This window comes from Paenibacillus sp. J31P316, from assembly GCF_056269105.1.
The window spans coordinates 858,771-883,474 of the sequence record NZ_JBWDNI010000002.1 but is presented as its reverse complement, the minus strand read 5'-3'; the positions used below and the strand labels follow the sequence as shown (position 1 = coordinate 883,474).

The window sequence follows — 24,704 nt, the reverse complement described above, 5'->3', positions numbered from 1 at the left end:
CTCGGGTGGAGGCGAAACGTTGGAGGACATCCTTGTCAATGGCAAATTTTAATTGTTGAAGCTTGTCGTCAACTTCGATGAAATCGTCGGCTGAATAAGGACAACTTAGGGAGATTTACTCGTTTCTTGAAAGGTTTCTTGATTCATCTTATGGAAGTTTTGCTTCATTCATGATGAATCTTCGCCGAAATATGCTAAACTAGAGAAGATAGGCTTAACTTTTCTGGAGCTGACATTCAGTCGATAGACGCTGCGTGCTTGCTCGAACGTATGAAGTGAACGTATGGATTGATAATCAACGGCTGTGCCGTTCAAACGATAATGTCTACGGGAAGGGCGAGTGAGATGGCTGATTCACATGGTCATGATTCGGTGAAGCAAATGATCGGTGTCATGACTGCCAACGGTTGGCGGATCACCGAGCAGCGCAGGGAGATGGCCGAGATCTTTTCCAAGTCGGAAGGCTACTTATCTCCTAAGGATGTCTACGATCAAATGGCGGTCGCCTATCCTGGCGTGAGCTTCGATACGGTATACAGGAACCTTCGGCTGCTAAGCGAGATGGGAGCATTGGAGCAGTTTTATTTCATGGAGGGCGGATTGAAATTCCGCGCCAGCTGCCTCGACCATCACCATCACCATTTGATTTGCGTCAATTGCGAGAAGACGCTGACGTTCGAATATTGTCCGATGGAGCAGAAGCTCGATCTGCCGGGGAATTTCAAAATCATGAATCACCGGTTTGAAGTGTTCGGCGTTTGCGAGGCTTGTCAGAAGGAATAATGCATCGCTATCGATAGGAACCGACAAAACGCCACTGCGGATTCATTTGATGAATCCGCAGTGGCGCTATTTGCGTGGAATAATCAGGAATGCAAGCATATGGCGACTTACGCCTCTATGTATGCTGAAACATATTCCGACCGGCAATCGTCGAAAAGGAAAACGATTCGTCCGGGGGGATGGGCATGAAGATTTTGACGGCGATTCTGCTGCTGGCTTTCGTAGTCGGCTGCGCGAAAAGCAGTGCTATAGCACAAGACCAAGTCGCCAATAAACGTTTTCTCGAGAATAAGGGGTACCACGTCATATCGTATGAAGGGCGCGCTGAACGTTACGAGTTGACGAAGCAGAAATTAATCGCGCTGCCTTATATGATCCATTGGGGCTTGCAGCCGGTCGATCCTGGCGACTATCTGGGGAAAACCGTCGACGTCGAAAAGTTCATCGTCGAGCACCATCCGCTAGCGAAAGGGAAAGTGGACGTGTATGTCTACGTCGTCGATCGTAAACCTATCGGGGGGACTTCATTTCCGCATGGCGATACGTCGGATGGCGGCTATTGGTCCCTGGAGGGAAAAACGTTAGAAGAGCTTCAATCGATGGCTTACCAAGAATGGCAAAAGGCCTGGATGGACCGTTATAGCGAATAAATGCAAGGGCGCCAGCTAACGGCGCCTTTTGTTCATTTCAACACGTTTTAATTTTCAACGTTCCACTTCGCGCTTGCCGCTTCGCAAACGGGACTCGTCCGACAGCTATTCGGCTTCCTCCAACAACTCAAGAATGCGGGCTCGTACATTACCTTGATAATAGCCGCCGTGATAGCAGATGATACCGCTGATGTCTAACTCGCTAAACGCCCGCAGCGACTGACGCGCTTGCGCATGGTCGTAGTTGTTGCTTTCGTTCGCCAGTTGGAGACGGCCATCCTGCACGAGCAGCGCATCGCCGGCAATCAATGTTTTGCTCGCTTGATGATAGAGGCTGATATGCCCTGGCGTGTGACCTGGCGTATCCAGTATGGTTAGGCCGTCGATCGGTGTTCCGGCTTGTCCAAAACCGATCAATCGGTCGACCGGAGCGTGAGGCGGGTTCAGCAGCGTATGCCGGAATGCGCGCCGCATGTCCTCGGATACTTGTGAAGGCAGCGAAGCCAAGGCGCGGTCGACGCCTTCCGGGGTTACTTTGATGAGCAGCCGATCTCCCTGAATATAAGGCTGTTCGAGCTCCGATGACCATACGGCAGGGCGTGGGTGCACTTGATCCAGCAACACGGGAAGACTGCCAATATGGTCGATATCCTGGTGGGTGATGATGACATCGGTGATCGATTCGAGTGGTTGACCGGCGGCGCTCATGGCCGCTTGAATGAGTGGAAGCTGTCCCGGGTAGCCCGTATCAACAAGCACGACGCGATTCTCATTCCACGACAGGGTCGGGTGAATGACATTCGGGTTTCCCATGATGACAGCATGGATTTCGAGCATAACGAGGCCAGCAGCGATGATCATGATATCCCTCCGCAATTTAGATTCGCACCTATCATAAACGAAGAGAAAATAAGCAGTCAAATAAAAATTTAAATATTATATCACAAAAATAACTATTTGTCAATGTATAATGTTGATTTTCGCGAAACTGTTTTAGATGCATGCATGGAGAAGAAGCATAGTTTTCGATGGCAAAACAAAACCCGGGTTCAGCGCGATGCTTCCCGGGTTTTGCTGTTGCTCTAGGGATGCTGCCAAATGCAGCTTATATGCTGCCTACATCCTGCTACACAAGAAACATCGCAACGATCGTTGTAGCCGCAAGCCCAATCATTACGGGCTTTAAGTTGCGGCGCGCTAGCTCGAAGGGGCTGACGCCGCAGATCGCGGCTGCGGGGATGAGCGCCCACGGGATCAGCGTGCCGCCGCCGACCCAAATCGCAGCGACTTGGCCCAGAGCGGTAAGCGTCGCTGCGCCGCTCCCGATTGCAGTGGCGAAGAGGTGGGCGATGGAACCGGCGAGCGAGATACCCGAAAAACCGGATCCGTCAAGACCGGTGATCGCGCCAGTTACGGTCAAGGTGACCGAGGCGACCGCTTGGTTAAGCGGAACATGATTGGCAAGCGCAACCCCGAGATCGTTGACGATCCCTTGCGAGCCTTCCGGCAGCGTATTGCCGAACAACGTCGTGAACGCGGAATCGCCCAAGTAGAAGAAAGCGGCGATCGGGATGACGGGACCGAATACTTTGAAACCGAATTGAAAGCCTTCGATTAAATATTCCGTCGTCTGTTCCAGACCTTTGCCGCGATGCGCGAGCATCGTCACGAGCAGGAGAATGAAGATGGCCGTGCCGCCGACAAGCGCCGTGGCATCGCCTCCTTGCAAGTCCAGCACGAACATGCCGATGACATCGACGATGAAGAGAAGCGGGATGAGCACGGCGAGCGTTTGCTTCCAGCGGAGCGGGAGAGCGATCCGGTCCTCCTCGGAAGAAGCGGCAAGGGCCGGTCCGGCAACGAGGCCGTCGCGCCATGTTCCTTTCTTGATATCGCTGCGCATCATCCAGAAAGCGGTAACGGTCGTGACAAGGCCCATCACGATGACGAGCGGGATGCTGGCCTCCATGACGCTGGCTACCGGCAGTCCGGCGGCGTCGGCGGTCAGCTTGGGAGCGCCTTGAATGATATAATCGCCGGACAAAGCGATGCCATGGCCGAATAAATTCATCGCCATCGCCGCTCCCAACGCAGGTAGTCCGACGCGGACAGCCACGGGCAGCAGGACGGCGCCGATGAGGGCGACGCCAGGCGACGGCCAGAAGAACCACGAAGTCACCATCATGATCAGGCCAATGCCCCAGAAAGCGAGGGCCGGCGTGCGCATGAACCGCGTCAGCGGCTCGACCATGATTTCGTTGATGCCCGTGCGAATGAGAATGCGGCTCATCGCGACGATGATGGAAATGATGAAGATCGTGCCGATGAGTTCCTGCGTCGCATAGATAAAGCTGTTGAATATCCCGCTGACCGAGCCGCTTAGGCTGTCGGTCGCGATTAAGCCGAGAGCGAAGATACCGACGACGCAGACGAGCGTCGTATCCCGCCTTTTAATCAGCACGCCAAGAATAAGCACGATAAAAGCGAGGTATACCCAATGCAGCGGAACCAACTGTAATTCCACTCGAAATCCTCCCCTTCGGAAACACACTCCAATGTGATGCTACATGGTATGCAGCATCCGGAATAGGCGTTCGTCCTGACTTGGGAGGACCAGGGCGTCTGCGGTTTCCGTCTCGCCCGTTCCAGCATATAGATGTGACAAGTCCTGCTTGTTCTTCTCAATCGAATCATGCCGAGGGAGGTGTAAAAGATGGACAAACAATCGTTCTTCGCATTGCTCGGTGAACTCGCGCAACAGCTCTACGCCGAAGGCTCCCCGATCTATCCGTCCGTTCGGCTCGCGCAGAGCTGGCTGGAGACCGGAGGGAATATTCCGGCGTGGAACAACCTGGGCGGCTATAAGGCGAGCGGAGGGGTGCCGAACGGTTTCTGGAAAGGGACGGTCGTCAACAAGACGACCTGGGAAGTGATTAACGGAATGCGCGTTAGCGTCGTAGCGGCTTTCCGGGCATACGACAGCATCTATGACTTCTATAAAGATCAGGATCTATTGTACGCGCGGAGCCGCTATCTGGCGGTCAGGAGCGCGCTGTCGCCGATCGAACAAGCGCGCATGCTGCAGGCAAGCGGCTATGCGACAGATCCGGATTATGCGAACAAACTCATTAGCATCATAAATACGAATCACTTAACGGTTTACGATGTGTGGAAAGAGGAGGAGGAGCCCATGACAGCAGAGGAAAAGGCAGCGTTCGCCGCGCTTCAATCGGCTGTGGCGCGACTGTCGACCGATAACGAGACGCTCAAGGCCGAGCTGGTCAGCCAAAACGCAGCCATGCAGGCGCTGCAAGCGCAGTCAGCGCGGCTGGAGGCGCTGCATGAAGTGAAGGAGATTCCAGCTTGGGCGAAGGAGGCCGTGGCCGCTGCCGTAAAGAAGCATCTTATCGATACGCCGAACGGCGGGAGCTACGACTTTTACCGTCTTCTATCCGTGCTGTACCGCGCGAAGCTGATTGGATAGCGGCACGGTACCGATGTGTAATTCGTAGGTGCAGGTGAGATACAAGGACAGGCAACATGGGATTTTACCCTGGCAGCCTGTTTGCGTCTACGGCTTCTCATCGAATCGGTAGATCTTGAATTGGCCGTTCCCAGAGGAATAACGCAACGGATTACCGTCCTCCGGAATGCCTTCGAAATAAGCCCCGATGCATCCCGTGGTGCATCGATGCCCGGACAGCAGGATATTGACCTCAGCGCCGCCGTGCTTCTCCTCGAGCTCGCGCATGAATGCGAATACCCTCCCGATGAACGCGCGGCCGTCCTCGACCCCTGCATACACGCCGGGATCCGGAATCGCTCCCAGCAAAGCGGCTTCTTCCCGGCGTAATCCGTCCGCTTCGCCCAGATCAAACACATCGAGTCTGCGATCGATGACGGGCGCAGTGCCGGTAACGATAGCTGCCGTTTGGAAAGCGCGCTCCTGCGGCGAGGAATAGACAGCGTGGAACGCGATGGAGCCGAGTTGGTCGCGTAGATTCTCCGCCTGTGCTAATCCTTCGGCATTCAAAGGAAGTCCGTTACGACCTTGCAGCCTTCCTTCCTTGTTCCAATCCGTTTGTCCGTGCCTGACAACGACGATCATTCGCACCACTCCTCTAGGAAATGTTTACCTATTCTGCGGGAAGCGGGCCTATTCCTGTCTAAGGTGACGGATCGACTGCGAGAGCCGGCAAGAAAGACGTGACAACACAAAAGGTTAACTAACAAAACACGCCACTCACCGGATGATCTCGGTGATTGGCGTGTAGTTGTAAAGTTATTTTGCCGCCGGCATTTTTTTATTGTCTTGTGCTGGTTCTTTGCTAGGCTTGATTGCAAGAAGCGCAAGCAAGGAACAAAGCAGCGCACACCCCGCGAACAGATAAAACAATCCCGATTCATGCTTCATCATGACCGAAGCGATCAGCGGCCCAAGCGCGACGCCGATAAACCGTGCGCTGCTGTACAAAGCGGTAATCGTTCCCCGTTCTTTCTTATCGATGCCTTCCGTAATCAAGGCGTCCAAGCTGGGGAGTACTGCGCCGATTCCCACCCCGCTGACGAACATGAACGTGATCAGGAACCAGAGGCGATTGGAATCGACCAACCCGCAAGTCAGCATGGCGGCGGTTAGCAGGAACAAACCGACGACGCTGAACATTTTCATTCTTCGCTTATTCTCCCCGACGATCTTGCCTGCGATATAGGAAGATAAACAAATGGCGCTCAGCGGTATGGCCAACAGAAGGCCCTTATTGATGCCATGTATATGGTACCGATCCTCCAGAACGGATGACAGGTCGTACAGAAACCCGAACATGATAAACATGGCCAGGCAGCCGATCGCGAAGATGGCGTACAGCCATCTTCCTTTCTCCGTCAGTAAAGTAGCCACCTCGTGAACGAAAGCGCGAAAGCCTTTCGTGTCCCCGGATTTGTCCGAGCTTTGGGCGGGGGGGACCTTCACGAAGATGAGGACCGCAACGATGGATACGGCTGAGATGATTGGGATGACGGCGAGCGGCAAAAACCACACGACCAAGGCCAGCGCCGAACCTAATACGGGACTTAGCACCTTGCCGAACGTATTGGAGGTCTCGATCATGCCGAGGCCGCTGCTGACTTCTTCCTTGCTGTCGAACATGTCCCCGACTAGCGGAAGTACGACCGGGAATGCGCCGGCCGCTCCGATGCCTTGAATAAACCGGCCCAGTAATATAACGCCATAGCCATGCGAGTTCATTAGCCAGGCAGCCAATCCCGACACGACTCCGCCGACTGCAACAATGGAAAGACCGATGACGATGACGCGCTTGCGGCCGAATCGATCCGATAGATAACCGGCAATGGGGATGCATACGATGGATACCGCAGCATACACCGTAATGATTAAGCTCGTTTGCATCTCGGATATCTTCAGCTCCCGCTGCATTAAGGGGAGAATCGGGATCAGCATGGAATTCGCGAGCGTCATGATGAGCGGAATGGAGGATAACGCTGCCAAATCCAACTTTTTCTTCGCTTTCACCGTTTAGTAAGTTCTCCTTCCATGATCCCGCTGGAAGCCCAAGCCATTCGCGTTCGTTCGTTAAACTTGAATGATGATCGGAATAATCATGGGTCTTCTCTTCGTATGTGTGAACAGAAATTTACCTAGCGCATCCCGAAGTGCTTGTTTATATTCGCCCCACTGATTGATGTTAGCTTCTTGCAGCTTCGCAATGGTGGACAGCGCTATGCGTTGGACTTCCTCCATGAGGCCTTCGGATTCCCTCACATAGACGAAGCCGCGGGAGATGACGTCCGGCCCGGATACGATCTTCGCATCGGACTTGGCGATCGAGACGACAAGGATGACGATCCCGTCCTCGGACAGCACTTTGCGGTCGCGCAGAACGATTTGCCCGACATCCCCGATGCCCAGGCCGTCGACAAGGGTGTTTCCGCTTGGGATTTTGCGATCTTGGCGCGCGGCGGAGCCTGTGAAGTCCACGACATCCCCGTTATTAACGAGGAAGATCTTGTCGGGCTCAACGCCTACCGCTTCCGCAAGCAGACGATGCTGATGAAGCATGCGGTATTCGCCATGTATCGGTATGAAGTATTTGGGCTTCATTAAGGTCAGCATAAGCTTCAGCTCTTCTTGACTGGCGTGCCCGGAGACATGCATGCCCGTCACGTTCCCCGAGCCGTAAATGACCTTGGCCCGCCGCTCGAACAAATTGTTCACGATCTGGCCGACGTTGCGCTCGTTCCCGGGAATCGGGGACGCCGCTAGAATGACCGTATCGCCCGCGTCGACGCGAATTTGCCTGTGATTGCCGCTTGCCAGCCTGGCAAGCGCGGCCATCGGCTCGCCTTGACTTCCCGTGCACAGGATAACAAGTTCACTGGGGGCATAGCGGTTGCAATCCGAAGGCTCCACCAGCATCCCCTCGGGAAGTCTCAAGTATCCGAGCGAGGAGGCGATATCGACCACGTTGACCATGCTTCGCCCAAGCAGAACGAGTTTGCGGTCGGTTTGCTCCGTGGCATCGATGACCTGCTGGACGCGGTGAACGTTAGATGCGAACGTCGCAAGAAAGATTTTCTTATCCGCTTTCTGGAAAGCTTCAAGGATATGCTCCCCGACGCTTCTTTCCGAAGGCGTGAAGCCCGGACGTTCCGCGTTGGTGCTCTCCGAGAGCAGCGCCAATACGCCATTCTGCCCGATCTCGGCCATTTTATGAATATCGGCATACTGGGCATTCACCGGCGTCAAGTCGAACTTGAAATCGCCCGTATGCACGACAACGCCCTGCGGCGTATGGAACGCGACGCCGAGACAGTCGGGGATACTGTGGTTCGTACTGAAGAAGCGAACCGGAATGGCGCCGAGCGCAAGCGTCGTATTGGAATCGATCTCGTGCAATTTGGTGCTGCCGAGCAGCCCATGCTCCTTGAGCTTCCCTCTGATCAGTCCAAGCGTGAGACGCGTCGCGTAGACCGGCATGTTCAATTGTTTGATGACGTAAGGGATTGCGCCGATATGGTCTTCATGGCCGTGCGTGACGATAAGTCCCTTGACCTGTTTCTGATTCTCCAGCAGATACGTGATGTCCGGGATGATCACGTCTATGCCCGGTAAGCTTTCGTCCGGAAACTTGGAACCGCAATCGACGACAATGATGTCGTCGTTATATTGAACGATATACATATTTTTGCCGATTTCGTGCACGCCGCCGAGAGCGGCGATCGATAGTCTGTCTGCCTTCGGACTCATACTGGAAGCGCCCCTTCATAAGCTTTGGTTGGTTCTCGTCCAATACTACAGAATGAGGTTAATGTCTCTCGCCGGAGAGACGTTTATCCATGACGACGAATGGCAGAAGCGGTATCCGGACTGCCTAATTTTGCTTGGAATAGCAGCTAGCGGGGCAGGAAAGATAAAGGAGGTTAACCAGCTTAGCTTACGAGGAGGGACCCGCTTGTACTACTACAAAGAAGAATTGATTAATAAAATCGAAGTCGATCGGCCGGATCCAGGCGCGGCAAGAGTGCTGCAGGAGGCGCTTGGCGGACAATTCGGCGAGATGCGCACGATGATGCAATATTCTTTCCAAAGCGCCAACTTCAGGGGCAAAGCCAAGCAGTATCGGGATTTGCTGCGCGGCGTCTTTCTGGAAGAAATCGCGCACGTGGAGCTGGTCCAAAGCACCATTAACCAGCTGCTTAATGAAGCGGGAGATTCGATGCCGGGCAATGCAGGCATCGATGCCGCGCCTCTGGACGAAGCGATCAAGCATGCCAATCCGCATCATTTCATTATGGGGGCCAAGAGCTCCCTGCCCGTCGATGCGGGAGGGAATCCGTGGAGCGGATCCTACGTATACAGCCACGGCAATCTGATTGCGGATCTGCTCAACAACGTGGTGCTCGAATCCACCGGCGTTCTGCAGAAGACGAGAATATACGAGATGAGCGCGAACAAAGCGCTTCGCGAGACGCTCGGCTTCCTCATCGTCCGCGACAATGCGCATCAGAACGCGTTTGCGAAAGCGCTGGAGACGCTCGGCGTCGAATGGGGAAAGCTGTTTCCCGTTCCGAATTACGATATCAACAAGTATCCGGAATGCCGTAAATTCGTCGATATGGGCTACCATAACATCCAGTTCAACTTCAGATTGGATCAGACCCGGATCGGCGAGATCTATCAAGGCAAGTCGCCCAGCCGCAACGGCGGCGAGTTGTCCGTCGCGCCGCCACCGCTTGGTTTTCCGGTGCCGCAGCTTCCGGATATGCCGAACGAGCATAGTCCAGGACTCACGGACATGAATCGTTAGGTGATGCGCAGACCGATTCGATTTCCGACACCAATAAGAGCCTGGCGCAATCGCCAGGCTCTTATTGGTCGTGCAAGGATGTATTCAATAAGGTCATCGTTTTGAGAAGGGAATTATTCAGTGCGTTTGAATTCAGCATGGAGACGTGGATCGATTTTCATATAACCGGCATATACCTTCATGCGGTCGGCGAACGCGGGATCATCCGAAATATAGACGGTTTTGACCCCGGAAGACATCGACTTGACTTCGTGCTCGATTCGACTTTTCAAATCGCCCTTCACGGGGCTGGCGACTGACAGCGGGTGGATGGCATGCGTGCCGTTCTTGTCCGCGGGCGAGAACATCTGACTCGAGAATTGCGTCAGCGCCTTGCCGACGTTCTTGGATGACCGGGTGATGCCGAACGGATGACTCAACGCCAAACTGTCGATCCCGCGCACGGAGCTGTTCGAGCCGCTCCTGATGTTGGATGCCTTGGTTCCGTACATGGTCGGTCCATCGGTACCGTACATGCCGGTCATGCCGTAGTTGCCGCTCGTACCTAGCTGCCCGTTCATCCCGTACGTATTCTTGGTCTTGGCGAGATGGGCGGCCGTCGAGCCTGGGGAACGATTGCCGGAGCCGGAAGTCGACCCGTTTGCTTGCGGCCGCTGATTATTCGGAGCTGTCAGCAAGTTGTCTGTATTCCTGTTTCTGTTTGATTGATCGGGTTTGCGAACAACGGCCACGTAAGCTTTGTCCCCGACCAGCATGACATAAGCGCGATCCATGCCGTCGATCGTCGAGATGCGGTCGGCGATATCGCTGCTCATCGCGTGAACGTTGGGCCCTTTGCTGCCGAGCTTGCGCAAGGTACCGCGATCGCTGCGAACATTCAATAACGCGCCGGTCCCGTTCTTCGTCGTGCTCGTAATGTTTTTGCTCTGCATTTCATTCGAATGGTCCGGTTCGTTCGCGTTATCCATACAACCCGCCAGCATCGTCGTGAGTAGCGTACCAGCCGCGAGCATGGTCCATTTTCGCTGCATGACTTTATAACCTCCGTTTTGGCTTCTGACCAAACTTAGAGCTTCGGCCTACGATTAGGCTTAGCGGAACGGGGATGGGCTATGCGTGACAAATAAAGAGCCCGGAGCCTATTGGCCCCGGGCATCTGAAGCAAATCGTTCAGGAATTTGCAATCATCGTCCACGCGCCTGCTGCCGCCAGTCCGGCGCAAGCCCAGAAGAGATTGTACCCGATCCGGAATGAACGTCGCTTGAACGCCTGCCTCCGAATCATGATCTCATTCGCAACGAAGACGCTGACGCCGATCAGCGCATACCCGCCGTAAATCGCGAGGATCGTCACTGTCGGTTCGCCAGTATCGTTAAAGGCGAAAGCGACCGGCAGCATCAACAAAAAAGCGAGTGCCTCAAGAATGGATAACACTCGTATGAAGTAAGGCAAAATCTTCATGGCGCACCTCCCGGACGGTCAATAATCGTGGTTCGTCCACCTTTATTACCCCGCTGATTAAGATGTAATCTTCTTGGGCGGCGTAATCCCGATCGCATGAATGGCCCGTACGCTGAAAATCGCCGATAAAAAAACAACCTCCGAAATGAAGGTTGTTTTGGTGTGATCGGATATATTCCGTTTGGTCTCTAATAAATAGGGGTACAAAAAAATCCGGGGCCCATCTTTCGATGGGCCCCTTTCATGGGAGAGGAGAAACCGGACGAAGAGCTTATGGGGAAACGTAAGTCTTCTCCGCGGTTGTCTACGGCATCTCGCGACGCCGATATCTTAAGAATGCCCACATTGCGGTGTTCTATACCTCGGGAGCAAATTTCTTCCGAATTTGTTACGATCGCCGCGGCCTTGGTGTATGATCGACTTATTGGGAATCCATACCTGGGAGCGAGAGGAGCAGAATGACAGCATGAAAATCGTAGTTTTGGATGGGTACACGTTGAACCCCGGCGACATGAGCTGGGATGAAGTCGGAAAGCTGGGGGAACTGACGGTATATGACCGGACTCCCCAAGAGTACATCGTTAGCCGCGCGCGCAGCGCCGAAATCGTATTGACGAACAAGACGCCGCTCACGGCAGCGACGATCGCCGAGCTTCCGGAGCTCCGATATATCGGCGTTCTGGCAACCGGCTATAATATCGTCGACATCGAAGCCGCGGCGAAGCGGGATATCGTCGTGACGAACGTGCCTAATTACAGTAACGCCTCCGTTGCGCAGCTCGTATTCGCGTTTCTGTTGGCGCAAGCTTCGCAGGTCAGCGCGCATAGTGAAGCCGCGCGCGGCGGCCGCTGGGCGGCAGGTCCGGATTTTACGTTCTCGCTGCATCCGCTGCGCGAGCTGTCCGGCCAGACGCTTGGCCTAGTAGGATTCGGCAGCATTGGTCAGCAAGTTGCCCGCATCGCATTGGCATTTGGCATGCGGGTCATCGTCCATTCGAGAACGGTGAAGACGATTCCTGGGCTGGAAGCGGTGCGATTCGTTACGATGGAAGAGCTATTCCGGGAAGCGGATGCCGTGTCCCTGCATTGTCCGTTGACGCCGGATACGCAAGGCCTCATTAATGTACATACGCTTGGGATGATGAAGAAGGATGCCATGCTGATCAATACCGCCCGCGGCGGTCATGTCGTCGAGCAGGATTTGGCCGACGCGCTGCAAGCGGGGACGATCGCTGCCGCAGGCTTGGACGTCTTGGGCATCGAGCCGCCTTCTGCGGATAATCCGTTGTTGTCGGCGGCGAATTGCATGATTACGCCGCACATCGGCTGGGCGACGGTCGAAGCCAGAGGACGGTTGATGGGAATTGCCGCCGGTAACCTGCGAGCCTTCTTGCAAGGCGATGCCGTCAATCAGGTGAATTGAGCCGATGCGCGGGTTTTGCATCATCATGGGTTTCGACGGTGCGGGCTTCCTGCTGCACAGCATGGCCGGCGTGCCGCTTCCGTCACATGTATTGGGGCTGCTTCTGCTGACGGCTGCCTTGTTCCTGCGCATCGTCAAGCTGGAGTGGGTGGAGGCAAGCGCCGCATTTCTAACGAAGCATATGATGCTGTTTTTCATTCCCCTGCTTGCGGGAGCTGCCGGGTTTCTGCCTGCGCTCGGCGATTCTTGGCTTGCTGCGGCTGCCAGTCTCACCTTGGGAACGGCGATCATCATGCTGACGACGGGACTCGCGACCCGCTGGCTGCTTCACAAGCGGAAGGAGAGAACGGCCAATGAAGGATAGTCTGCTTGCGGACCCGCTTCTCGGAACGACGCTGACGCTGGCCGCTTATGCGGCCGGCATGCTGATCTATCGTAAACTCTCTTGGCTGCATCCGCTCATCAGCGCGCCGCTGCTTGTCTATCTCTGCCTTCGGCTAAGCTCGATCTCGTTTGAGACGTATCAGATCGGCGGGGATATGGTTTCTTTCTTTCTAGGTCCCGCAACGGTCGCAATGGCCGTACCGTTGTACAAACATGCCATGCGCCTAAGGCGCATGCTTCCTTCCTTGCTCCTGGGGGCGCTTGTCGGAAGCACCTCGGGTCTGCTTGTCAACGCTGCATGCGTACTGTTTTTTGGCGGTACGAGCGAGTTCCTTCGTTCGGCATTGCCGAAATCGGTAACCGCAGCCGTAGCCGTCGACTTGTCCGGCTGGCTTGGCGGATCTCCCGGCTTGACGGCGGCGTTGACCGTTTTGACCGGCCTGTTCGGAAGCGTAACGGGGCCATGGCTGCTGCGTATTTGCGGCGTAACGGACATTGCCGCGTCTTCGATTGCGATCGGCGCTGCGGCGCACGGCATAGGGTCGGCGCGGCTGATGTCGGATTCGGAGGAGCAGGGCGGGTTAAGCGGGTTTTCGATGGCGGCGAGCGCCGTTTTCACTCCGATTTTGCTGCTTCCCGTCCATGCGTGGCTGTTATAACGACAAATTATTTTATTTTTCATCTTTTATCTTTTCTTAAGGTTTGGCGAAACTATATCTGATATAGTGACACAGAAGAGTAAAGATGACTGCCAAAGCCGGAAGGGAGATTTCAAGTTGAACGAGAAAGAGAAAGATTTGAAGCCTGACAACGAGCAATCGCTCACGCAAGACGACCAAGCGGGTGCCGATACAGAAGAAACGAACCGGGCGCTTGAGCAAGACCGTGAAGACATCGATCGTGAATTCGAAGATACGGATGCTTCCGAGCAAGCCATTGAAGAAGAAGAGCGTGAGCGGAACCAAGAAACGCTTGCACCTGCTGGTGTTGCTCCGGCTGCTCAGCCAGTTCGAAGTGGCGGTAAAGCATGGATGTACATTTCGCTTGGCTTGGCGCTTATTCTGATTGTCGTACTGATCAAGCCTCCGTTCGGCGGCGGTTCGGACAAGACGGCGATCGGTTCCGTTAACGGCGTTTCCATCACCAAAGAACAGCTGTATGACCAAATGGTGAAGCTGGGCGGCGCCCAAACGATGGACAACCTGATCCAAGAAGAACTGATCAAGCAAGAAGCCGATAAAGCGAAGATCGTTGTCACCGATGCCGATGTCGACGCTGAAATCGCAAGAATCAAGAAGCAGTTCCCAACGGAAGCGGACTTCGACAATGCGCTTACGCAAAGCGGCATGACGCTTGACGATCTGAAAGCACAAACGCCGATGCAGCTGCAAATCCGCAAAATCCTTGAGCCGCAGGCGAAAGTCACGGACAAGGACGTTGAAGATTATTACAATACGAACAAAGCGCAATACGATACGCCTGAGCAATGGAAAGCATCGCATATTCTCGTCGCAACCAAAGAGGAAGCGGACGCGATTCTGAAACAGCTCAAAGACGGAGCGGACTTCGCGACGTTGGCGAAAGAGAAATCCACGGATACGGGCAGCAAAGACAATGGCGGCGATCTCGGCTTCTTTGGCAAAGGCGCCATGGATCCTGAATTCGAGAAAGCGACATTGGCCCTTAAAGTCGGCGAAACGACGACGGCGCCGGTCAAATCCTCATTCGGCTACCACATCATCAAATTGACCGACCACCAAGCAGCGAAGCAAGCTACGCTGGCCGAGAAGAAAGACGAAATCAAAGATCAACTGGTGCAAACCAAAGTTTCCGATCTATCGACCGCATGGCTGGAAGATCTGAAGTCGAAAGCGAAAATCACGAACTCCCTTGCGGATGATGCCGCTGCAGGCGAGCCTGCTGCCGACCCGGCTCCGACAAATACGGGTGCAGCCAACAACGCTGCAACCGGTCAATAAGAGACGAGTTATACGAGTAAACGAAACACCGTTGTCCATAAATTGGACGGCGGTGTTTTTTTGTTTCGTGGATATACTGAATAAGGTAATTAAGAAGGCAAAGGCTTGATGACGTCCCTCAGTTACATAAATGTAAGCTAATATAACATAAGGGGATAGAAAATCTTTACAAGTGTGCAAAATATGTTTTACAAATTGTAAAAGTCGTTGTATGATTGGCTACAGGTTTAAAAATTTATACATTTGCAACAAGGAGGCGGGCTCTGAAGAATGAAAAAGAAAATGCTGTTAATGGCTTCACTCATGTTGGTCCTCACGGGGGTATTATCTGCCTGCGGGAAGAGCGGATCGGGCGATGATCAAACGTTCCGGATGAACCTTACATCCGAACCGCCTAGTCTAGACGTTGCACAGGCGCAAGACCAAGTATCCTTCACGGTACTTAACGGCCTGTTCGAAGGTCTGACTCGCATGGACGACAAAGGTAACATCGTTCCAGGGGTTGCAGAGAAATGGGACATTTCGGAAGATGGCAAAACGTACACGTTCCATCTGCGCGACAATGCCAAATGGTCGAATGGCCAGCCAGTCAAAGCAGGAGATTTCGAGTATTCTTGGAAACGCACGTTGGATCCGAAACTGAATCCTCCGGCGCCTTACGCTTACCAGCTCTATTACATTAAAAATGCTCAAAACTATAACATCGAAGCGGACAACCCGGATCATATCTCGGATCCTAGCCAAGTCGGCGTAAAAGCGATCGATGACAAAACGTTGGAAGTTCAACTTGAAAACCCAACGCCTTACTTCCTGAACATCGCGGCCTTCTTCACGGCTTACCCGGTTCTGAAGGATACGCAATTCGCTGAAGCGAAAGACTACACCGGTAACGGTCCGTTCAAGATGAAATCGTGGAAACACGGCGATTCCATCGAGCTCGTTCCGAACGAAAACTACTGGGATAAAGACGCAATCAAATTGACTGACGTTAAATTCCTGATGATCAAAGATCCGAACACCGAGTTCAACATGTACAAAACCGGCCAACTTGACTGGGCAGGCGCTCCTACGGGCAGCATCCCGCCGGCGCAGTTGGACAAGTATAAAGCAGACAAGAGCACGGAGCTTTCCATTAAAGGGATTGCAAGCACGTACTACTACAACTTCAACAACACGAAGAAGCCGTTTGACAACGCGAAAGTCCGCAAGGCGCTTTCGATGGCGATCAACCGTCAAGACATCGTGGACAAAGTAACGAAAGCCGGACAAGTTCCTGCATTCGGTTTCGTATCGACGGGTATCCACGGCGTGAACGGCGATTACCGCGACGAAGTGAAAGACGACTACTTCAAAGAGGACGTAACGGAAGCGAAGAAATTGCTTGCCGAAGGCCTTGCCGAAGAAGGCATGACCAAGATGCCTGAGTTCTCGCTCTCCTTCAACGAAGGTCTCCACAAAACGGTTGCGGAAGCAATCGCGAACATGTGGAAAGAAAACCTCGGCATCGACGCGAAGCTGGAGCTTCAAGAATGGAAAGTCTTCCTGAAGAACCGTCAAAGCTTGAACTACGATGTTGCCCGCGCAGGCTGGGGCGCCGACTACAATGATCCGATGACGTTCATCGACATGTTCACGTCCAAAGGCGGCAACAACGATATCGGCTTCAAAAACCCAGAGTACGACGCGCTGGTTAAAGAAGCTTACAGCACGAACGATCAACAAAAACGCGTAGACGCAATGGCTAAAGCAGAGAAAATCCTGATCGGCGACAACAACGCGATCATGCCGCTTTACTACTACTCGTCGACGCAGCTGATCAAACCGTACGTGAAAAACTACGTCGTTGATTACAGCGGCAACATCGATTACTCGCACATCACGATTGAAAAATAATATGCAGTAAGAATACAGGGGACATCGGGATATATGTGGCACACCCATATATATCCCTTCTCTATGATTGGAGAGTGCTTAGGATGGTTCGGTACTTGGGTGGTAAACTTATCAACATCGTGTTTTCCCTTCTAATTCTAGCCACCGCAACCTTCTTCTTAATGAAAGCAGTCCCTGGGGACCCTTTCACCCAAGAGAAGGCTATTCCACCGGAAATTAAAGCTCAAATTATGGCGCATTACGGTTTGGATAAACCGATTGGCGAACAATATTTGGTTTACATGAAGAAATTGTTTCAGTTCGACTTGGGTATTTCGATGAAAAGCTCGGACCGCACCGTAACCAGCATCATCACGAGCTCGTTCGGCACGTCGGCAAAAGTAGGGGCGATGGCAGTAGTTGTATCCGTCATCATCGGGATTTACCTGGGCATGATGGCTGCGCTTCGGCATCGCAAGTTTATTGATAATGGGGCCATGTTCCTAGCGGTTATTGGCATATCGGTACCTAACTTTGTTATTGGATCGATGATCCAATATTTTTTGGCCGTTAAATTTCCTATTTTTCACGTTGCAGGACTGGAAAGCCCGATGGACTACGTGCTCCCGACGATTGCACTGTCTACGCTTCCCATTGCATTTATCGCACGTCTTACCCGTTCTACCATGTTGGAAGTATTGACTTCCGATTATATTCGTACCGCAAAAGCAAAAGGCTTGACGCCGAGAGCGATTCTGTGGCAGCACGGTTTGCGTAACGGTATTTTACCGGTCGTTACCTATTTGGGGCCGATGACGGCGAACATTATTACCGGTTCCGTTGTCGTGGAACAAATTTTCGGACTTCCAGGATTGGGTGCTTATTTCGTCGAGAGCGTCACGAACCGAGATTACACGCTTATCATGGGCATTACGATTTTCTACGCCGTCATTCTGATGGCAGCGCGATTCGTTACGGATGTCTTGTACATTTTCGTTGATCCGCGTATCAAATTGAGCGGAGGTGTAGTTAAATCATGAGTCAAACTGCTCCGTCTCCGTTTGAACGTTTGGAACACAAGCATCAAGAGGCCGAGGTTATCGCAACCGAGAGCCGATCAACTTGGCAAATTACTTGGGCACAGCTTCGCAGCAACCGCTGGGCTATGACCGGTTTGTATATTTTGATTGTCATTGCCGTGCTTTCCATCGTTTGCCCGATGTTATCGCCTTATACGTCATATACCAACAATTTGGACAATACGTACGCGGCGCCTTCGGCCAAGCACTGGTTCGGAACAGATAACTTGGGCCGTGATTTATTTACTCGAACATGGCTTGGCGTCCGCATTTCCTTGACGGTCGGTCTCGCAGCCGCATTGTTCGATTTAATCATCGGCATTATTTACGGCGGTATCATGGGCTATGCGGGCAAACGCCTGGGCGGCGCCATGAACAAAATCGCCGAGATGCTGTACGCGATTCCGCATCTGCTTGTCGTTATTCTGTTGAGCGTCGTTATGGGCTCGTCACTGACGACCATCATTATCGCCTTGTCGATCACCGGTTGGATTACGATGTCGTGGATCGTACGGGGGCAGATTCTTCAATTGAAAAACCAGGAGTACGTGTTGGCCGCTCAGTCGATGGGCGCAAGCAACTCCCGCATTTTGTTTAAGCATCTTATTCCGAATACGCTCGGACCGATTATCGTAACGGTAACCTTGTCGGTACCGTCGGCGATCTTCGCCGAAGCGTTCCTCAGCTTCTTGGGTCTTGGCGTGCAGTCGCCGGCATCCTCCCTCGGTACGTTGATCGGCGAAGCATTGTCTTCGTGGACGATCTATCCGTGGATGATGTTTATTCCGGCCTCGCTGCTCAGTATCACGATGCTTGCCTTTAATATTTTCGGTGACGGTCTGCAGGACGCATTCGATCCGAAAATGAAAAAATAACAGCGCTGGGAGTGAGCTCTATGAACGATCCGATTTTACGCATCAACGATTTGCATATCTCGTTTCATGTGCGCGGTGGAGAAGTACAGGCTGTTCGCGGCGTTAACCTCGAAGTGAAGCGCGGTGAATCCGTAGCAATCGTCGGCGAATCCGGCAGCGGCAAGAGCGTTACCGCGCAGTCGATTCTTCGCTTGATTCCTACCCCTCCGGGCGAATATAAGCAAGGCTCCATCGAATTCATGGGCCAGGATTTGCTTTCGAAGTCCGAGAAGGAAATGGAAGCCATCCGCGGTCACGAGATCGGCATGATTTTCCAAGATCCGATGACGTCGCTTAACCCGACGCTGACGGTCGGCCGCCAAATCTCCGAGGTGCTGATCAAGCATCAGAACCTGACGAAATCGAAGGCAACGGACCGCGCGGCGGAGCTGCTGACGCTTGTCGGCATCCCGAACGCGAAGGACCGCGTCAAGCAATATCCGCATCAATTCTCCGGCGGCATGCGCCAACGGGTCATGATCGCGATCGCGCTGGCATGTAACCCGGCACTGCTTATCGCGGATGAGCCGACGACAGCGCTCGACGTTACGATTCAGGCGCAAATCATGCAGCTGATGAAAGAACTGCAAGAGAAAACGGGCACGTCCATCATTCTGATCACGCATGATCTCGGTATCGTAGCCGAGATGTGCGACCGCGTCGTCGTTATGTACGCCGGTAAAGTGGTGGAAACCGGTACGAAACGCGAAATTTTCAAAAACCCGCAGCATCCATATACCCGTGGCTTGCTGCGTTCCTTGCCGCGGCTGGATCACAGCAAGAGCGAGCCGCTTATTCCGATCGTCGGCACGCCGCCGGATATGTCCGCTCCGCCGAAGGGTTGTGCCTTCTGCGCACGCTGCGACGAAGCGATGCGCGTATGCGTGGACAACGATCCCGTGGATTATACGATCAGCGAGACGCAAGCAGCTAGATGCTGGCTCCACGACCCGGCCTGCAAGAAGGAGGGTGCTAGCGCATGATTAGCAAAAACAACAACGATGTGTTGATCGAAGTCGATCACCTCAAGAAATATTTCCAGGTCGGCGGCAATCAAACGCTGAAAGCCGTCAACGACATCAGCTTCGGCATTCGCCAAGGCGAGACGCTCGGCATGGTCGGCGAGTCCGGCTGCGGGAAGTCTACGGCGGGACGTACGATTCTTCGCCTGTATGAGCCGACGGCAGGAGCCGTGAATTTCCAAGGCACGAACATTATGAAGGCGAAAGGCTCGAAACTGAAGGCGCTGCGCCGCGAAATGCAAATGGTCTTCCAAGATCCCTATGCATCGCTGAATCCGCGCTGGACGGTCGAGAATCTGATTGCCGAGCCGCTCGATATTCATGGATTGGCAAACGGAAGCAAGGACCGCAAGCTGCAGGTAGAGCGCCTGCTCGATCGCGTAGGTCTTCGTTCGGAGCATGCTTCCCGCTATCCGCATGAGTTTTCCGGCGGTCAGCGTCAACGGATCGGGATCGCGCGTGCACTCGCGGTCAATCCGAAGTTCATCGTCTGCGATGAGCCGATCTCCGCGCTCGACGTATCGATTCAAGCGCAAGTCGTCAACCTGCTGCAGGATTTGCAGCGTGATTTTGGCCTGACGTATTTGTTCATCGCGCATGATTTGGCGATGGTTAAGCATATCTCGGACCGCGTTGCGGTTATGTATTTGGGTAAAATGGTGGAGCTTGCCGAAAGCGAAGAGCTCTATTCCAATCCGAAGCATCCGTATACGAAAGCGTTGATGTCGGCGATTCCGGTTCCGGATCTCGACGTCGTGGACGCCAAAGAGAAAATCGTCTTGTCCGGCGATCTGCCAAGTCCGATCAATCCGCCTAGCGGTTGTCCGTTCCGCACGCGCTGTCCGTTCGCGACGGAGAAGTGCGCAGCGGAAGTGCCGGCTTTCCGAGAAGTGGAGCCGAGTCACTGGGCAGCCTGCCATTATGCGTAATTAATAGAAGAAAAGCGTTCCGTCCTGGCGGCGGAGCGCTTTTTTTGCGCGGTTCACTACCGGTCCATTCCAGTCTCGAACGACCCTTTCGGGCGCAGCGAAACAACCGCATCTTTAATTTGACGGGCGAATTGTGTTACGATATTGACCATGTGCTACATGGTCGAAGCGAAAGGGGCAGCAGAGAGGCAGTGAGAGTGATTGCAGGCACGGCCAAGGGCCGTTCATTAAAAGCGGTGCCGGGCACGAAGACCCGTCCGACGACCGATAAAGTGAAAGAAGCGATTTTCAGCATGATCGGTCCTTATTTCGAGGGAGGGCTGGTGCTCGATCTATTCGCCGGAACGGGCGGACTTGGCATCGAAGCGCTGAGCAGGGGGATGGACAAAGCGGTGTTCATCGATCTCGAAGGCGCCAGCATCGAGGTCATTAAGCAGAACGTGCAGGCTGCCGGAATGGCGGACGATGCCGAGATTTATCGAACGGAAGCGGTTAGAGCGGTCAAGGCATTGGCGAAACGAAGCCTCAAGTTTGCGCTGGTGTTTCTGGATCCGCCTTATCGCATGACGGACATGGATGAATTGATGACACAGCTTATGGAACGCGGTCTGCTCGAGGAAGGCGCGACGATCGTCGTCGAGCATGATGCGTATCACCGGTATCCGGAAGCTTTCGCGCGGTACCGGCAGATCAAGCGTTCGGAGTACGGCGATACCGCGGTGACCGTCTACCGCTTTGAAGCGGAGCAAGAGGAAGAAGCAACGGAGGATTAATTATGGCAGCATCGACTTCAACTACAGGAACAGGGAAACGCGTCGCGGTCTATCCCGGCAGCTTCGATCCCGTTACCTGCGGGCATTTGGATATCATTCGCCGCGCGGCGAAGCAATTTGACCATCTGATCGTGGCGGTATTGAACAATACGAGCAAGAAGCCGCTGTTCAGCGTCGATGAACGCAAACAGCTGCTTGCCGAGGTGACGCAGGATCTGCCTAACGTGTCGATCGACAGCTTCCGCGATCTGCTCGTCAACTTCATACGGGCGAAGGAAGCGCATGTCATCGTCCGCGGCATTCGGTCGGTCACCGACTTCGAATACGAGCTGCAGATGGCATCCACGAATCATCAGCTGGACGAGGACATCGAGACGATTTTCATGATGACGAATCCGAAGTATTCCTACTTAAGCTCCAGCATCGTCAAGGAGATTGCCATGTTCCACGGGAACGTGCAGGACTTGGTTCCGCCTGAAGTGCAGCAAGCGTTGATCGCCAAATACAAGCGCGATTGAGGCTATTGAAGCCGAAGCTTCGCGGTGATAACCGACACGGCTGCAAGCAGGGCTGTGCCGCATAAGAACACGAGCAGCAGGGCTGGCGCGTAAGGCCATAGCGAGAGCAAATCGCCGGCATGTATGGCACCGATCCGTGCCGTGTAAGTCTCTTCGTGCTGCCAAGCGAAGGTGGACGATGCCGGAGTGATGCCGTTCATGAACCATGTAATCGGCTTCCAGCATACGAGCATGAGCAAGAATGCGACGGCGCTTTGAAGGATGCGGGCCGCAGCCAGCGAGCGCAGGGATAAGCCGGTGCCCGCGATCGCCGATCCGGCTTGGAGCAAGGCGCTTAGTCCGCCCCAGCTGAGCACGGCAGCTATCGCCGCGGCCTTCCACGGCACGCCGCCCGCGAATGCTCCGGCAGATGCGGCATATGCGCCGATATGGCTTTCGAGCAGTCCGGACAGGACGAAGGAAGGGACCGTGTCCGGTAACAGAGGTTCCAGCAGTTTGACGAGCACGGCGCAGAAAATCATAAAGCCGCCGATCGCCATCAGCTTGTAGACGGCAACGGTAACGGCGTCTCCAAGCAGCTTGCCGAATGTACGCCCGTCGCGCTCACGCGCTTCCCGCATCGCCCTGGCTGCACGGCGGAAGATGCCCGTAGCGCGGCTGTCGACGACCTGAGCCGGTTGAACCGGCTCGCGCCGCGCGAATCTGGCCGATACGAGGGCAGGCAAGAGGGCGGACAGCCAGACAATGAGCGTAATGGCGGCTCCCAGCTCGGGGCGATGCAGGAACCCAGTGCCTACGACGAGCAGCATGAACAGCGGGCTGGGCAGATGGGACAATGCCAGCAGGCGATTGCCTTGCTTTGGGGTCAAGGTATTGCTTTTGCGTAATGCCGCGGCCGCTTCTGCTCCGCAGGGGAAGCCGCCTGTCCAGCCGATTGCCACGGCAACGCCGGTTTCGCCCGGGAGGCGGAACAGCTTATGCATCAGCGGGTGGAGGAGCGTTCCGAGGGCATGCACAGCCCCGAATGCCAGCATCAGCTCGAGCAGCGTCAGGAAAGGAAGCAGTCCCGGGAAGACGATATTCCACCACACGGTTAAGCCTTGCAGGGAAGCTTGGAAGGCTGCATCCGGCTTGACGATAATCGAAGCGACAAGCAGAATGGATAAGCAGGCGAGCATGATAGTCCTTATCATCGCACTTCACTCCAGGCGTAGGGTAGGGCCCGGACGAACCGGGGCCACTACATGTTTACGCTTGTCTTCATGCGAGTAGACCTGCATTTGATCGAAGCGGAACTTATTCAATGGCGACTGGCTTCTCATAATAATCGCGGAAGAGATCCCTTGGCGACGCATTGGACCAACCGAGCGCGTAGATCGACGTTGCTTGGACATCCAGCGCGAGATAGGGATACTCTTCCGCGGCCCGCGCGGCGCTTTGCAGCACCGGCAGCTTGGCGGATTTGCGCATCTGCTTTAGCAGCTCTCTGCCGCGAGGGCTGCAGCCAAGCACGCGAATATATTGAATGCCGCTGCGCAGACGATCCGGAGACAGCAGCTCCTTGTCATGCCCCAGGAGGATCGCGAGCAGCGCTCGCTGCAGCTTCGTGCGCGTGTAGCGCTTCGTCTTCAAGCGCTCCAGGAGCGGCTCGAACGCAAGGCTGTCCAGCTCGGGCAGCGCGTTCTTGATCCGGTGCTCCAATCCTTCGCTAATCTCGTGATAGCGGCCGAGCGTCGCTGCCGATTCCGAGACAAGCTTGTGGAACAATTGCGCTTCATAATGTTCCCAGCCGCCGCGGGCACGACCGGAAGCATGGTCCCGGAGCAGCAGCTCCATCGTGGACGGAGGGACGAAAGGCGCGACGCCTCCGGGCTCGAGCGATTCCGCCACGAGCTTGCGAATGGCCGTTGCGCTGGCGATCTGCGCATCGGTGATGCTGGTCTGCGCGTAGCCGGCTTTCTCGCGGCGCAGCGAGAAGGGCTCGATGGCGCTGCCCAGCCGCTCCAGCGCCAGCAGGTAATGCAGCCCCAGCGTATTGTTGGGCTGCTCGAACGGGAACGCCGCGGCTTCTTCATCGCCTGCCGCGGCCATGAACCGCCGGACGGCCCCGCTGTAGGCAGCGGGATAGCTGCGGCCTGTCCGAAGCTCATCCGCGATGAGCGGCCCGAACGATGCCGGCTCATGCGCGAGCAACCGCGCGACGCGGCGGAGCGGCGCGATATCGCCCGCCTCGCTGCCGAAGCAGAGCGCGTCCACGACGCCGGTCGCGTCCAAGAGGGCCGCGGCGCCGTAGGCGAACCATTCCGCCGCCTGCGTAGAGTAGGCGACGGGCAGCTCAATCACGACGTCGCAGCCGCCGCGAAGCGCCATTTCGGCCCGCGTCCACTTGTTAAGAAGCGCGGGTTCTCCGCGCTGCAAGAAATGGCCGCTCATGACGGCGACGACGGCGTCGCTTTTCGTTATTTTTAGCGATTGCTGTAAATGATATAGATGTCCATTATGGAACGGGTTATACTCGACAATGATCCCAACTGTGCGCATGGGCAGACCTCCGTACGATGTATCGTATATTTTTCACTATATCACGGCG

General features: G+C 54.5%; 24 protein-coding genes. 15 read left to right on the top strand and 9 right to left on the bottom strand.

Annotated features, from left to right (window positions below; translation table 11 throughout):
- The first annotated feature begins 345 nt into the window (after positions 1 to 345).
- Complete coding sequence (locus AC0YNU_RS09390) at positions 346 to 783, top strand: Fur family transcriptional regulator (protein ID WP_475755549.1); 438 nt, start codon at positions 346 to 348, stop codon at positions 781 to 783.
- Positions 784 to 968: 185 nt separating this feature from the next.
- On the top strand, positions 969 to 1,433 hold the full coding sequence (locus AC0YNU_RS09385; protein ID WP_475755547.1) for a hypothetical protein: 465 nt from the start codon (positions 969 to 971) through the stop codon (positions 1,431 to 1,433).
- A 105-nt stretch (positions 1,434 to 1,538) separates the two neighbouring features.
- On the opposite strand, the gene AC0YNU_RS09380 is transcribed toward AC0YNU_RS09385, so the two are convergent.
- Together AC0YNU_RS09380 and AC0YNU_RS09375 are read right to left on the bottom strand one after the other, a co-directional pair.
- A complete protein-coding gene (locus AC0YNU_RS09380; RefSeq protein ID WP_475755545.1) occupies positions 1,539 to 2,294 on the bottom strand; it encodes an MBL fold metallo-hydrolase in 756 nt (251 codons plus the stop codon).
- 265 nt (positions 2,295 to 2,559) lie between these two features.
- Positions 2,560 to 3,957, bottom strand: a complete 1,398-nt coding sequence (locus AC0YNU_RS09375; RefSeq protein WP_475755543.1) for a hypothetical protein — start codon at positions 3,955 to 3,957, stop codon at positions 2,560 to 2,562.
- Between the two features lie 189 nt (positions 3,958 to 4,146).
- Between AC0YNU_RS09375 and AC0YNU_RS09370 the strand changes: the two genes are divergently transcribed.
- Positions 4,147 to 4,917, top strand: coding sequence for a glycoside hydrolase family 73 protein (locus AC0YNU_RS09370; protein ID WP_475755541.1), 771 nt, complete (start codon positions 4,147 to 4,149; stop codon positions 4,915 to 4,917).
- A gap of 87 nt (positions 4,918 to 5,004) precedes the next feature.
- Here AC0YNU_RS09370 and AC0YNU_RS09365 read toward each other — a convergent pair whose 3' ends face one another.
- The 3 genes from AC0YNU_RS09365 to AC0YNU_RS09355 form a co-directional block, all read right to left on the bottom strand.
- On the bottom strand, positions 5,005 to 5,541 hold the full coding sequence (locus tag AC0YNU_RS09365) for a histidine phosphatase family protein (protein WP_475755539.1): 537 nt from the start codon (positions 5,539 to 5,541) through the stop codon (positions 5,005 to 5,007).
- Positions 5,542 to 5,715: 174 nt separating this feature from the next.
- Positions 5,716 to 6,966, bottom strand: a complete 1,251-nt coding sequence (locus AC0YNU_RS09360; protein WP_475755537.1) for an MFS transporter — start codon at positions 6,964 to 6,966, stop codon at positions 5,716 to 5,718.
- A 60-nt stretch (positions 6,967 to 7,026) separates the two neighbouring features.
- Positions 7,027 to 8,700: a ribonuclease J gene (locus AC0YNU_RS09355; RefSeq protein WP_475755535.1), complete on the bottom strand. Its 1,674-nt coding sequence runs from the start codon at positions 8,698 to 8,700 to the stop codon at positions 7,027 to 7,029.
- A gap of 205 nt (positions 8,701 to 8,905) precedes the next feature.
- On the opposite strand from AC0YNU_RS09355, the gene AC0YNU_RS09350 reads away from it, so the two are divergent.
- Positions 8,906 to 9,760: a manganese catalase family protein gene (locus tag AC0YNU_RS09350; protein WP_475755533.1), complete on the top strand. Its 855-nt coding sequence runs from the start codon at positions 8,906 to 8,908 to the stop codon at positions 9,758 to 9,760.
- Between the two features lie 113 nt (positions 9,761 to 9,873).
- Here AC0YNU_RS09350 and AC0YNU_RS09345 read toward each other — a convergent pair whose 3' ends face one another.
- Both AC0YNU_RS09345 and AC0YNU_RS09340 read right to left on the bottom strand, forming a co-directional pair.
- Positions 9,874 to 10,791 (bottom strand): hypothetical protein, encoded by a 918-nt coding sequence (locus AC0YNU_RS09345; RefSeq protein ID WP_475755531.1) that lies wholly within the window; start codon positions 10,789 to 10,791, stop codon positions 9,874 to 9,876.
- Between the two features lie 139 nt (positions 10,792 to 10,930).
- Positions 10,931 to 11,221, bottom strand: coding sequence for a hypothetical protein (locus tag AC0YNU_RS09340; RefSeq protein WP_475755529.1), 291 nt, complete (start codon positions 11,219 to 11,221; stop codon positions 10,931 to 10,933).
- A 466-nt stretch (positions 11,222 to 11,687) separates the two neighbouring features.
- On the opposite strand from AC0YNU_RS09340, the gene AC0YNU_RS09335 reads away from it, so the two are divergent.
- The 11 genes from AC0YNU_RS09335 (at position 11,688) to coaD (ending at position 22,114) form a co-directional block, all read left to right on the top strand.
- Positions 11,688 to 12,644: a D-2-hydroxyacid dehydrogenase gene (locus AC0YNU_RS09335; protein ID WP_475755527.1), complete on the top strand. Its 957-nt coding sequence runs from the start codon at positions 11,688 to 11,690 to the stop codon at positions 12,642 to 12,644.
- 4 nt (positions 12,645 to 12,648) lie between these two features.
- On the top strand, positions 12,649 to 13,008 hold the full coding sequence (locus tag AC0YNU_RS09330) for a CidA/LrgA family protein (protein ID WP_475755525.1): 360 nt from the start codon (positions 12,649 to 12,651) through the stop codon (positions 13,006 to 13,008).
- Positions 12,998 to 13,687, top strand: coding sequence for an LrgB family protein (locus tag AC0YNU_RS09325; protein WP_475755523.1), 690 nt, complete (start codon positions 12,998 to 13,000; stop codon positions 13,685 to 13,687). The genes AC0YNU_RS09330 and AC0YNU_RS09325 overlap by 11 nt, the downstream gene beginning before the upstream one ends.
- 117 nt (positions 13,688 to 13,804) lie before the next feature.
- Positions 13,805 to 15,007, top strand: coding sequence for a peptidylprolyl isomerase (locus AC0YNU_RS09320; protein ID WP_475755521.1), 1,203 nt, complete (start codon positions 13,805 to 13,807; stop codon positions 15,005 to 15,007).
- Positions 15,008 to 15,277: 270 nt separating this feature from the next.
- Positions 15,278 to 16,900, top strand: coding sequence for a peptide ABC transporter substrate-binding protein (locus AC0YNU_RS09315; RefSeq protein ID WP_475755519.1), 1,623 nt, complete (start codon positions 15,278 to 15,280; stop codon positions 16,898 to 16,900).
- 83 nt (positions 16,901 to 16,983) lie between these two features.
- Entirely contained in the window at positions 16,984 to 17,919 is a 936-nt protein-coding gene (locus AC0YNU_RS09310; protein WP_475755517.1) for an ABC transporter permease, read from the top strand.
- Complete coding sequence (locus AC0YNU_RS09305) at positions 17,916 to 18,833, top strand: ABC transporter permease (RefSeq protein WP_475755515.1); 918 nt, start codon at positions 17,916 to 17,918, stop codon at positions 18,831 to 18,833. Before AC0YNU_RS09310 ends, AC0YNU_RS09305 begins: the two co-directional genes overlap by 4 nt.
- A gap of 20 nt (positions 18,834 to 18,853) precedes the next feature.
- Positions 18,854 to 19,855, top strand: a complete 1,002-nt coding sequence (locus AC0YNU_RS09300; RefSeq protein WP_475755513.1) for an ABC transporter ATP-binding protein — start codon at positions 18,854 to 18,856, stop codon at positions 19,853 to 19,855.
- Positions 19,852 to 20,823, top strand: coding sequence for an ABC transporter ATP-binding protein (locus tag AC0YNU_RS09295; protein WP_475755511.1), 972 nt, complete (start codon positions 19,852 to 19,854; stop codon positions 20,821 to 20,823). Before AC0YNU_RS09300 ends, AC0YNU_RS09295 begins: the two co-directional genes overlap by 4 nt.
- Positions 20,824 to 21,014: 191 nt before the next feature.
- The gene (gene rsmD, locus AC0YNU_RS09290) at positions 21,015 to 21,596 is read left to right on the top strand and encodes a 16S rRNA (guanine(966)-N(2))-methyltransferase RsmD (RefSeq protein ID WP_475755509.1); all 582 of its coding nucleotides are present in this window, start codon (positions 21,015 to 21,017) and stop codon (positions 21,594 to 21,596) included.
- Positions 21,597 to 21,598: 2 nt separating this feature from the next.
- Positions 21,599 to 22,114: a pantetheine-phosphate adenylyltransferase gene (coaD, locus tag AC0YNU_RS09285; protein WP_475755507.1), complete on the top strand. Its 516-nt coding sequence runs from the start codon at positions 21,599 to 21,601 to the stop codon at positions 22,112 to 22,114.
- A 2-nt stretch (positions 22,115 to 22,116) separates the two neighbouring features.
- On the opposite strand, the gene AC0YNU_RS09280 is transcribed toward coaD, so the two are convergent.
- Both AC0YNU_RS09280 and AC0YNU_RS09275 read right to left on the bottom strand, forming a co-directional pair.
- The gene (locus AC0YNU_RS09280; RefSeq protein ID WP_475755505.1) at positions 22,117 to 23,307 is read right to left on the bottom strand and encodes a nucleoside recognition domain-containing protein; all 1,191 of its coding nucleotides are present in this window, start codon (positions 23,305 to 23,307) and stop codon (positions 22,117 to 22,119) included.
- 103 nt (positions 23,308 to 23,410) lie between these two features.
- Complete coding sequence (locus AC0YNU_RS09275; RefSeq protein WP_475755503.1) at positions 23,411 to 24,655, bottom strand: nucleotidyltransferase; 1,245 nt, start codon at positions 24,653 to 24,655, stop codon at positions 23,411 to 23,413.
- Positions 24,656 to 24,704: the final 49 nt, after the last annotated feature.

What these genes read in the sequence shown, in the direction of transcription:
- AC0YNU_RS09390 (WP_475755549.1), top strand. Translation starts at nt 346, where the DNA reads ATGGCTGATTCACATGGTCATGATTCGGTGAAGCAAATGATCGGTGTC.
- AC0YNU_RS09385 (WP_475755547.1), top strand. Translation starts at nt 969, where the DNA reads ATGAAGATTTTGACGGCGATTCTGCTGCTGGCTTTCGTAGTCGGCTGC.
- AC0YNU_RS09380 (WP_475755545.1), bottom strand. Translation starts at nt 2,294, where the DNA reads ATGATCATCGCTGCTGGCCTCGTTATGCTCGAAATCCATGCTGTCATC.
- AC0YNU_RS09370 (WP_475755541.1), top strand. Translation starts at nt 4,147, where the DNA reads ATGGACAAACAATCGTTCTTCGCATTGCTCGGTGAACTCGCGCAACAG.
- AC0YNU_RS09365 (WP_475755539.1), bottom strand. Translation starts at nt 5,541, where the DNA reads ATGATCGTCGTTGTCAGGCACGGACAAACGGATTGGAACAAGGAAGGA.
- AC0YNU_RS09355 (WP_475755535.1), bottom strand. Translation starts at nt 8,700, where the DNA reads ATGAGTCCGAAGGCAGACAGACTATCGATCGCCGCTCTCGGCGGCGTG.
- AC0YNU_RS09345 (WP_475755531.1), bottom strand. Translation starts at nt 10,791, where the DNA reads ATGCAGCGAAAATGGACCATGCTCGCGGCTGGTACGCTACTCACGACG.
- AC0YNU_RS09340 (WP_475755529.1), bottom strand. Translation starts at nt 11,221, where the DNA reads ATGAAGATTTTGCCTTACTTCATACGAGTGTTATCCATTCTTGAGGCA.
- AC0YNU_RS09335 (WP_475755527.1), top strand. Translation starts at nt 11,688, where the DNA reads ATGAAAATCGTAGTTTTGGATGGGTACACGTTGAACCCCGGCGACATG.
- AC0YNU_RS09330 (WP_475755525.1), top strand. Translation starts at nt 12,649, where the DNA reads ATGCGCGGGTTTTGCATCATCATGGGTTTCGACGGTGCGGGCTTCCTG.
- AC0YNU_RS09325 (WP_475755523.1), top strand. Translation starts at nt 12,998, where the DNA reads ATGAAGGATAGTCTGCTTGCGGACCCGCTTCTCGGAACGACGCTGACG.
- AC0YNU_RS09315 (WP_475755519.1), top strand. Translation starts at nt 15,278, where the DNA reads ATGAAAAAGAAAATGCTGTTAATGGCTTCACTCATGTTGGTCCTCACG.
- AC0YNU_RS09310 (WP_475755517.1), top strand. Translation starts at nt 16,984, where the DNA reads ATGGTTCGGTACTTGGGTGGTAAACTTATCAACATCGTGTTTTCCCTT.
- AC0YNU_RS09305 (WP_475755515.1), top strand. Translation starts at nt 17,916, where the DNA reads ATGAGTCAAACTGCTCCGTCTCCGTTTGAACGTTTGGAACACAAGCAT.
- AC0YNU_RS09300 (WP_475755513.1), top strand. Translation starts at nt 18,854, where the DNA reads ATGAACGATCCGATTTTACGCATCAACGATTTGCATATCTCGTTTCAT.
- AC0YNU_RS09295 (WP_475755511.1), top strand. Translation starts at nt 19,852, where the DNA reads ATGATTAGCAAAAACAACAACGATGTGTTGATCGAAGTCGATCACCTC.
- coaD (WP_475755507.1), top strand. Translation starts at nt 21,599, where the DNA reads ATGGCAGCATCGACTTCAACTACAGGAACAGGGAAACGCGTCGCGGTC.
- AC0YNU_RS09280 (WP_475755505.1), bottom strand. Translation starts at nt 23,307, where the DNA reads ATGATAAGGACTATCATGCTCGCCTGCTTATCCATTCTGCTTGTCGCT.
- AC0YNU_RS09275 (WP_475755503.1), bottom strand. Translation starts at nt 24,655, where the DNA reads ATGCGCACAGTTGGGATCATTGTCGAGTATAACCCGTTCCATAATGGA.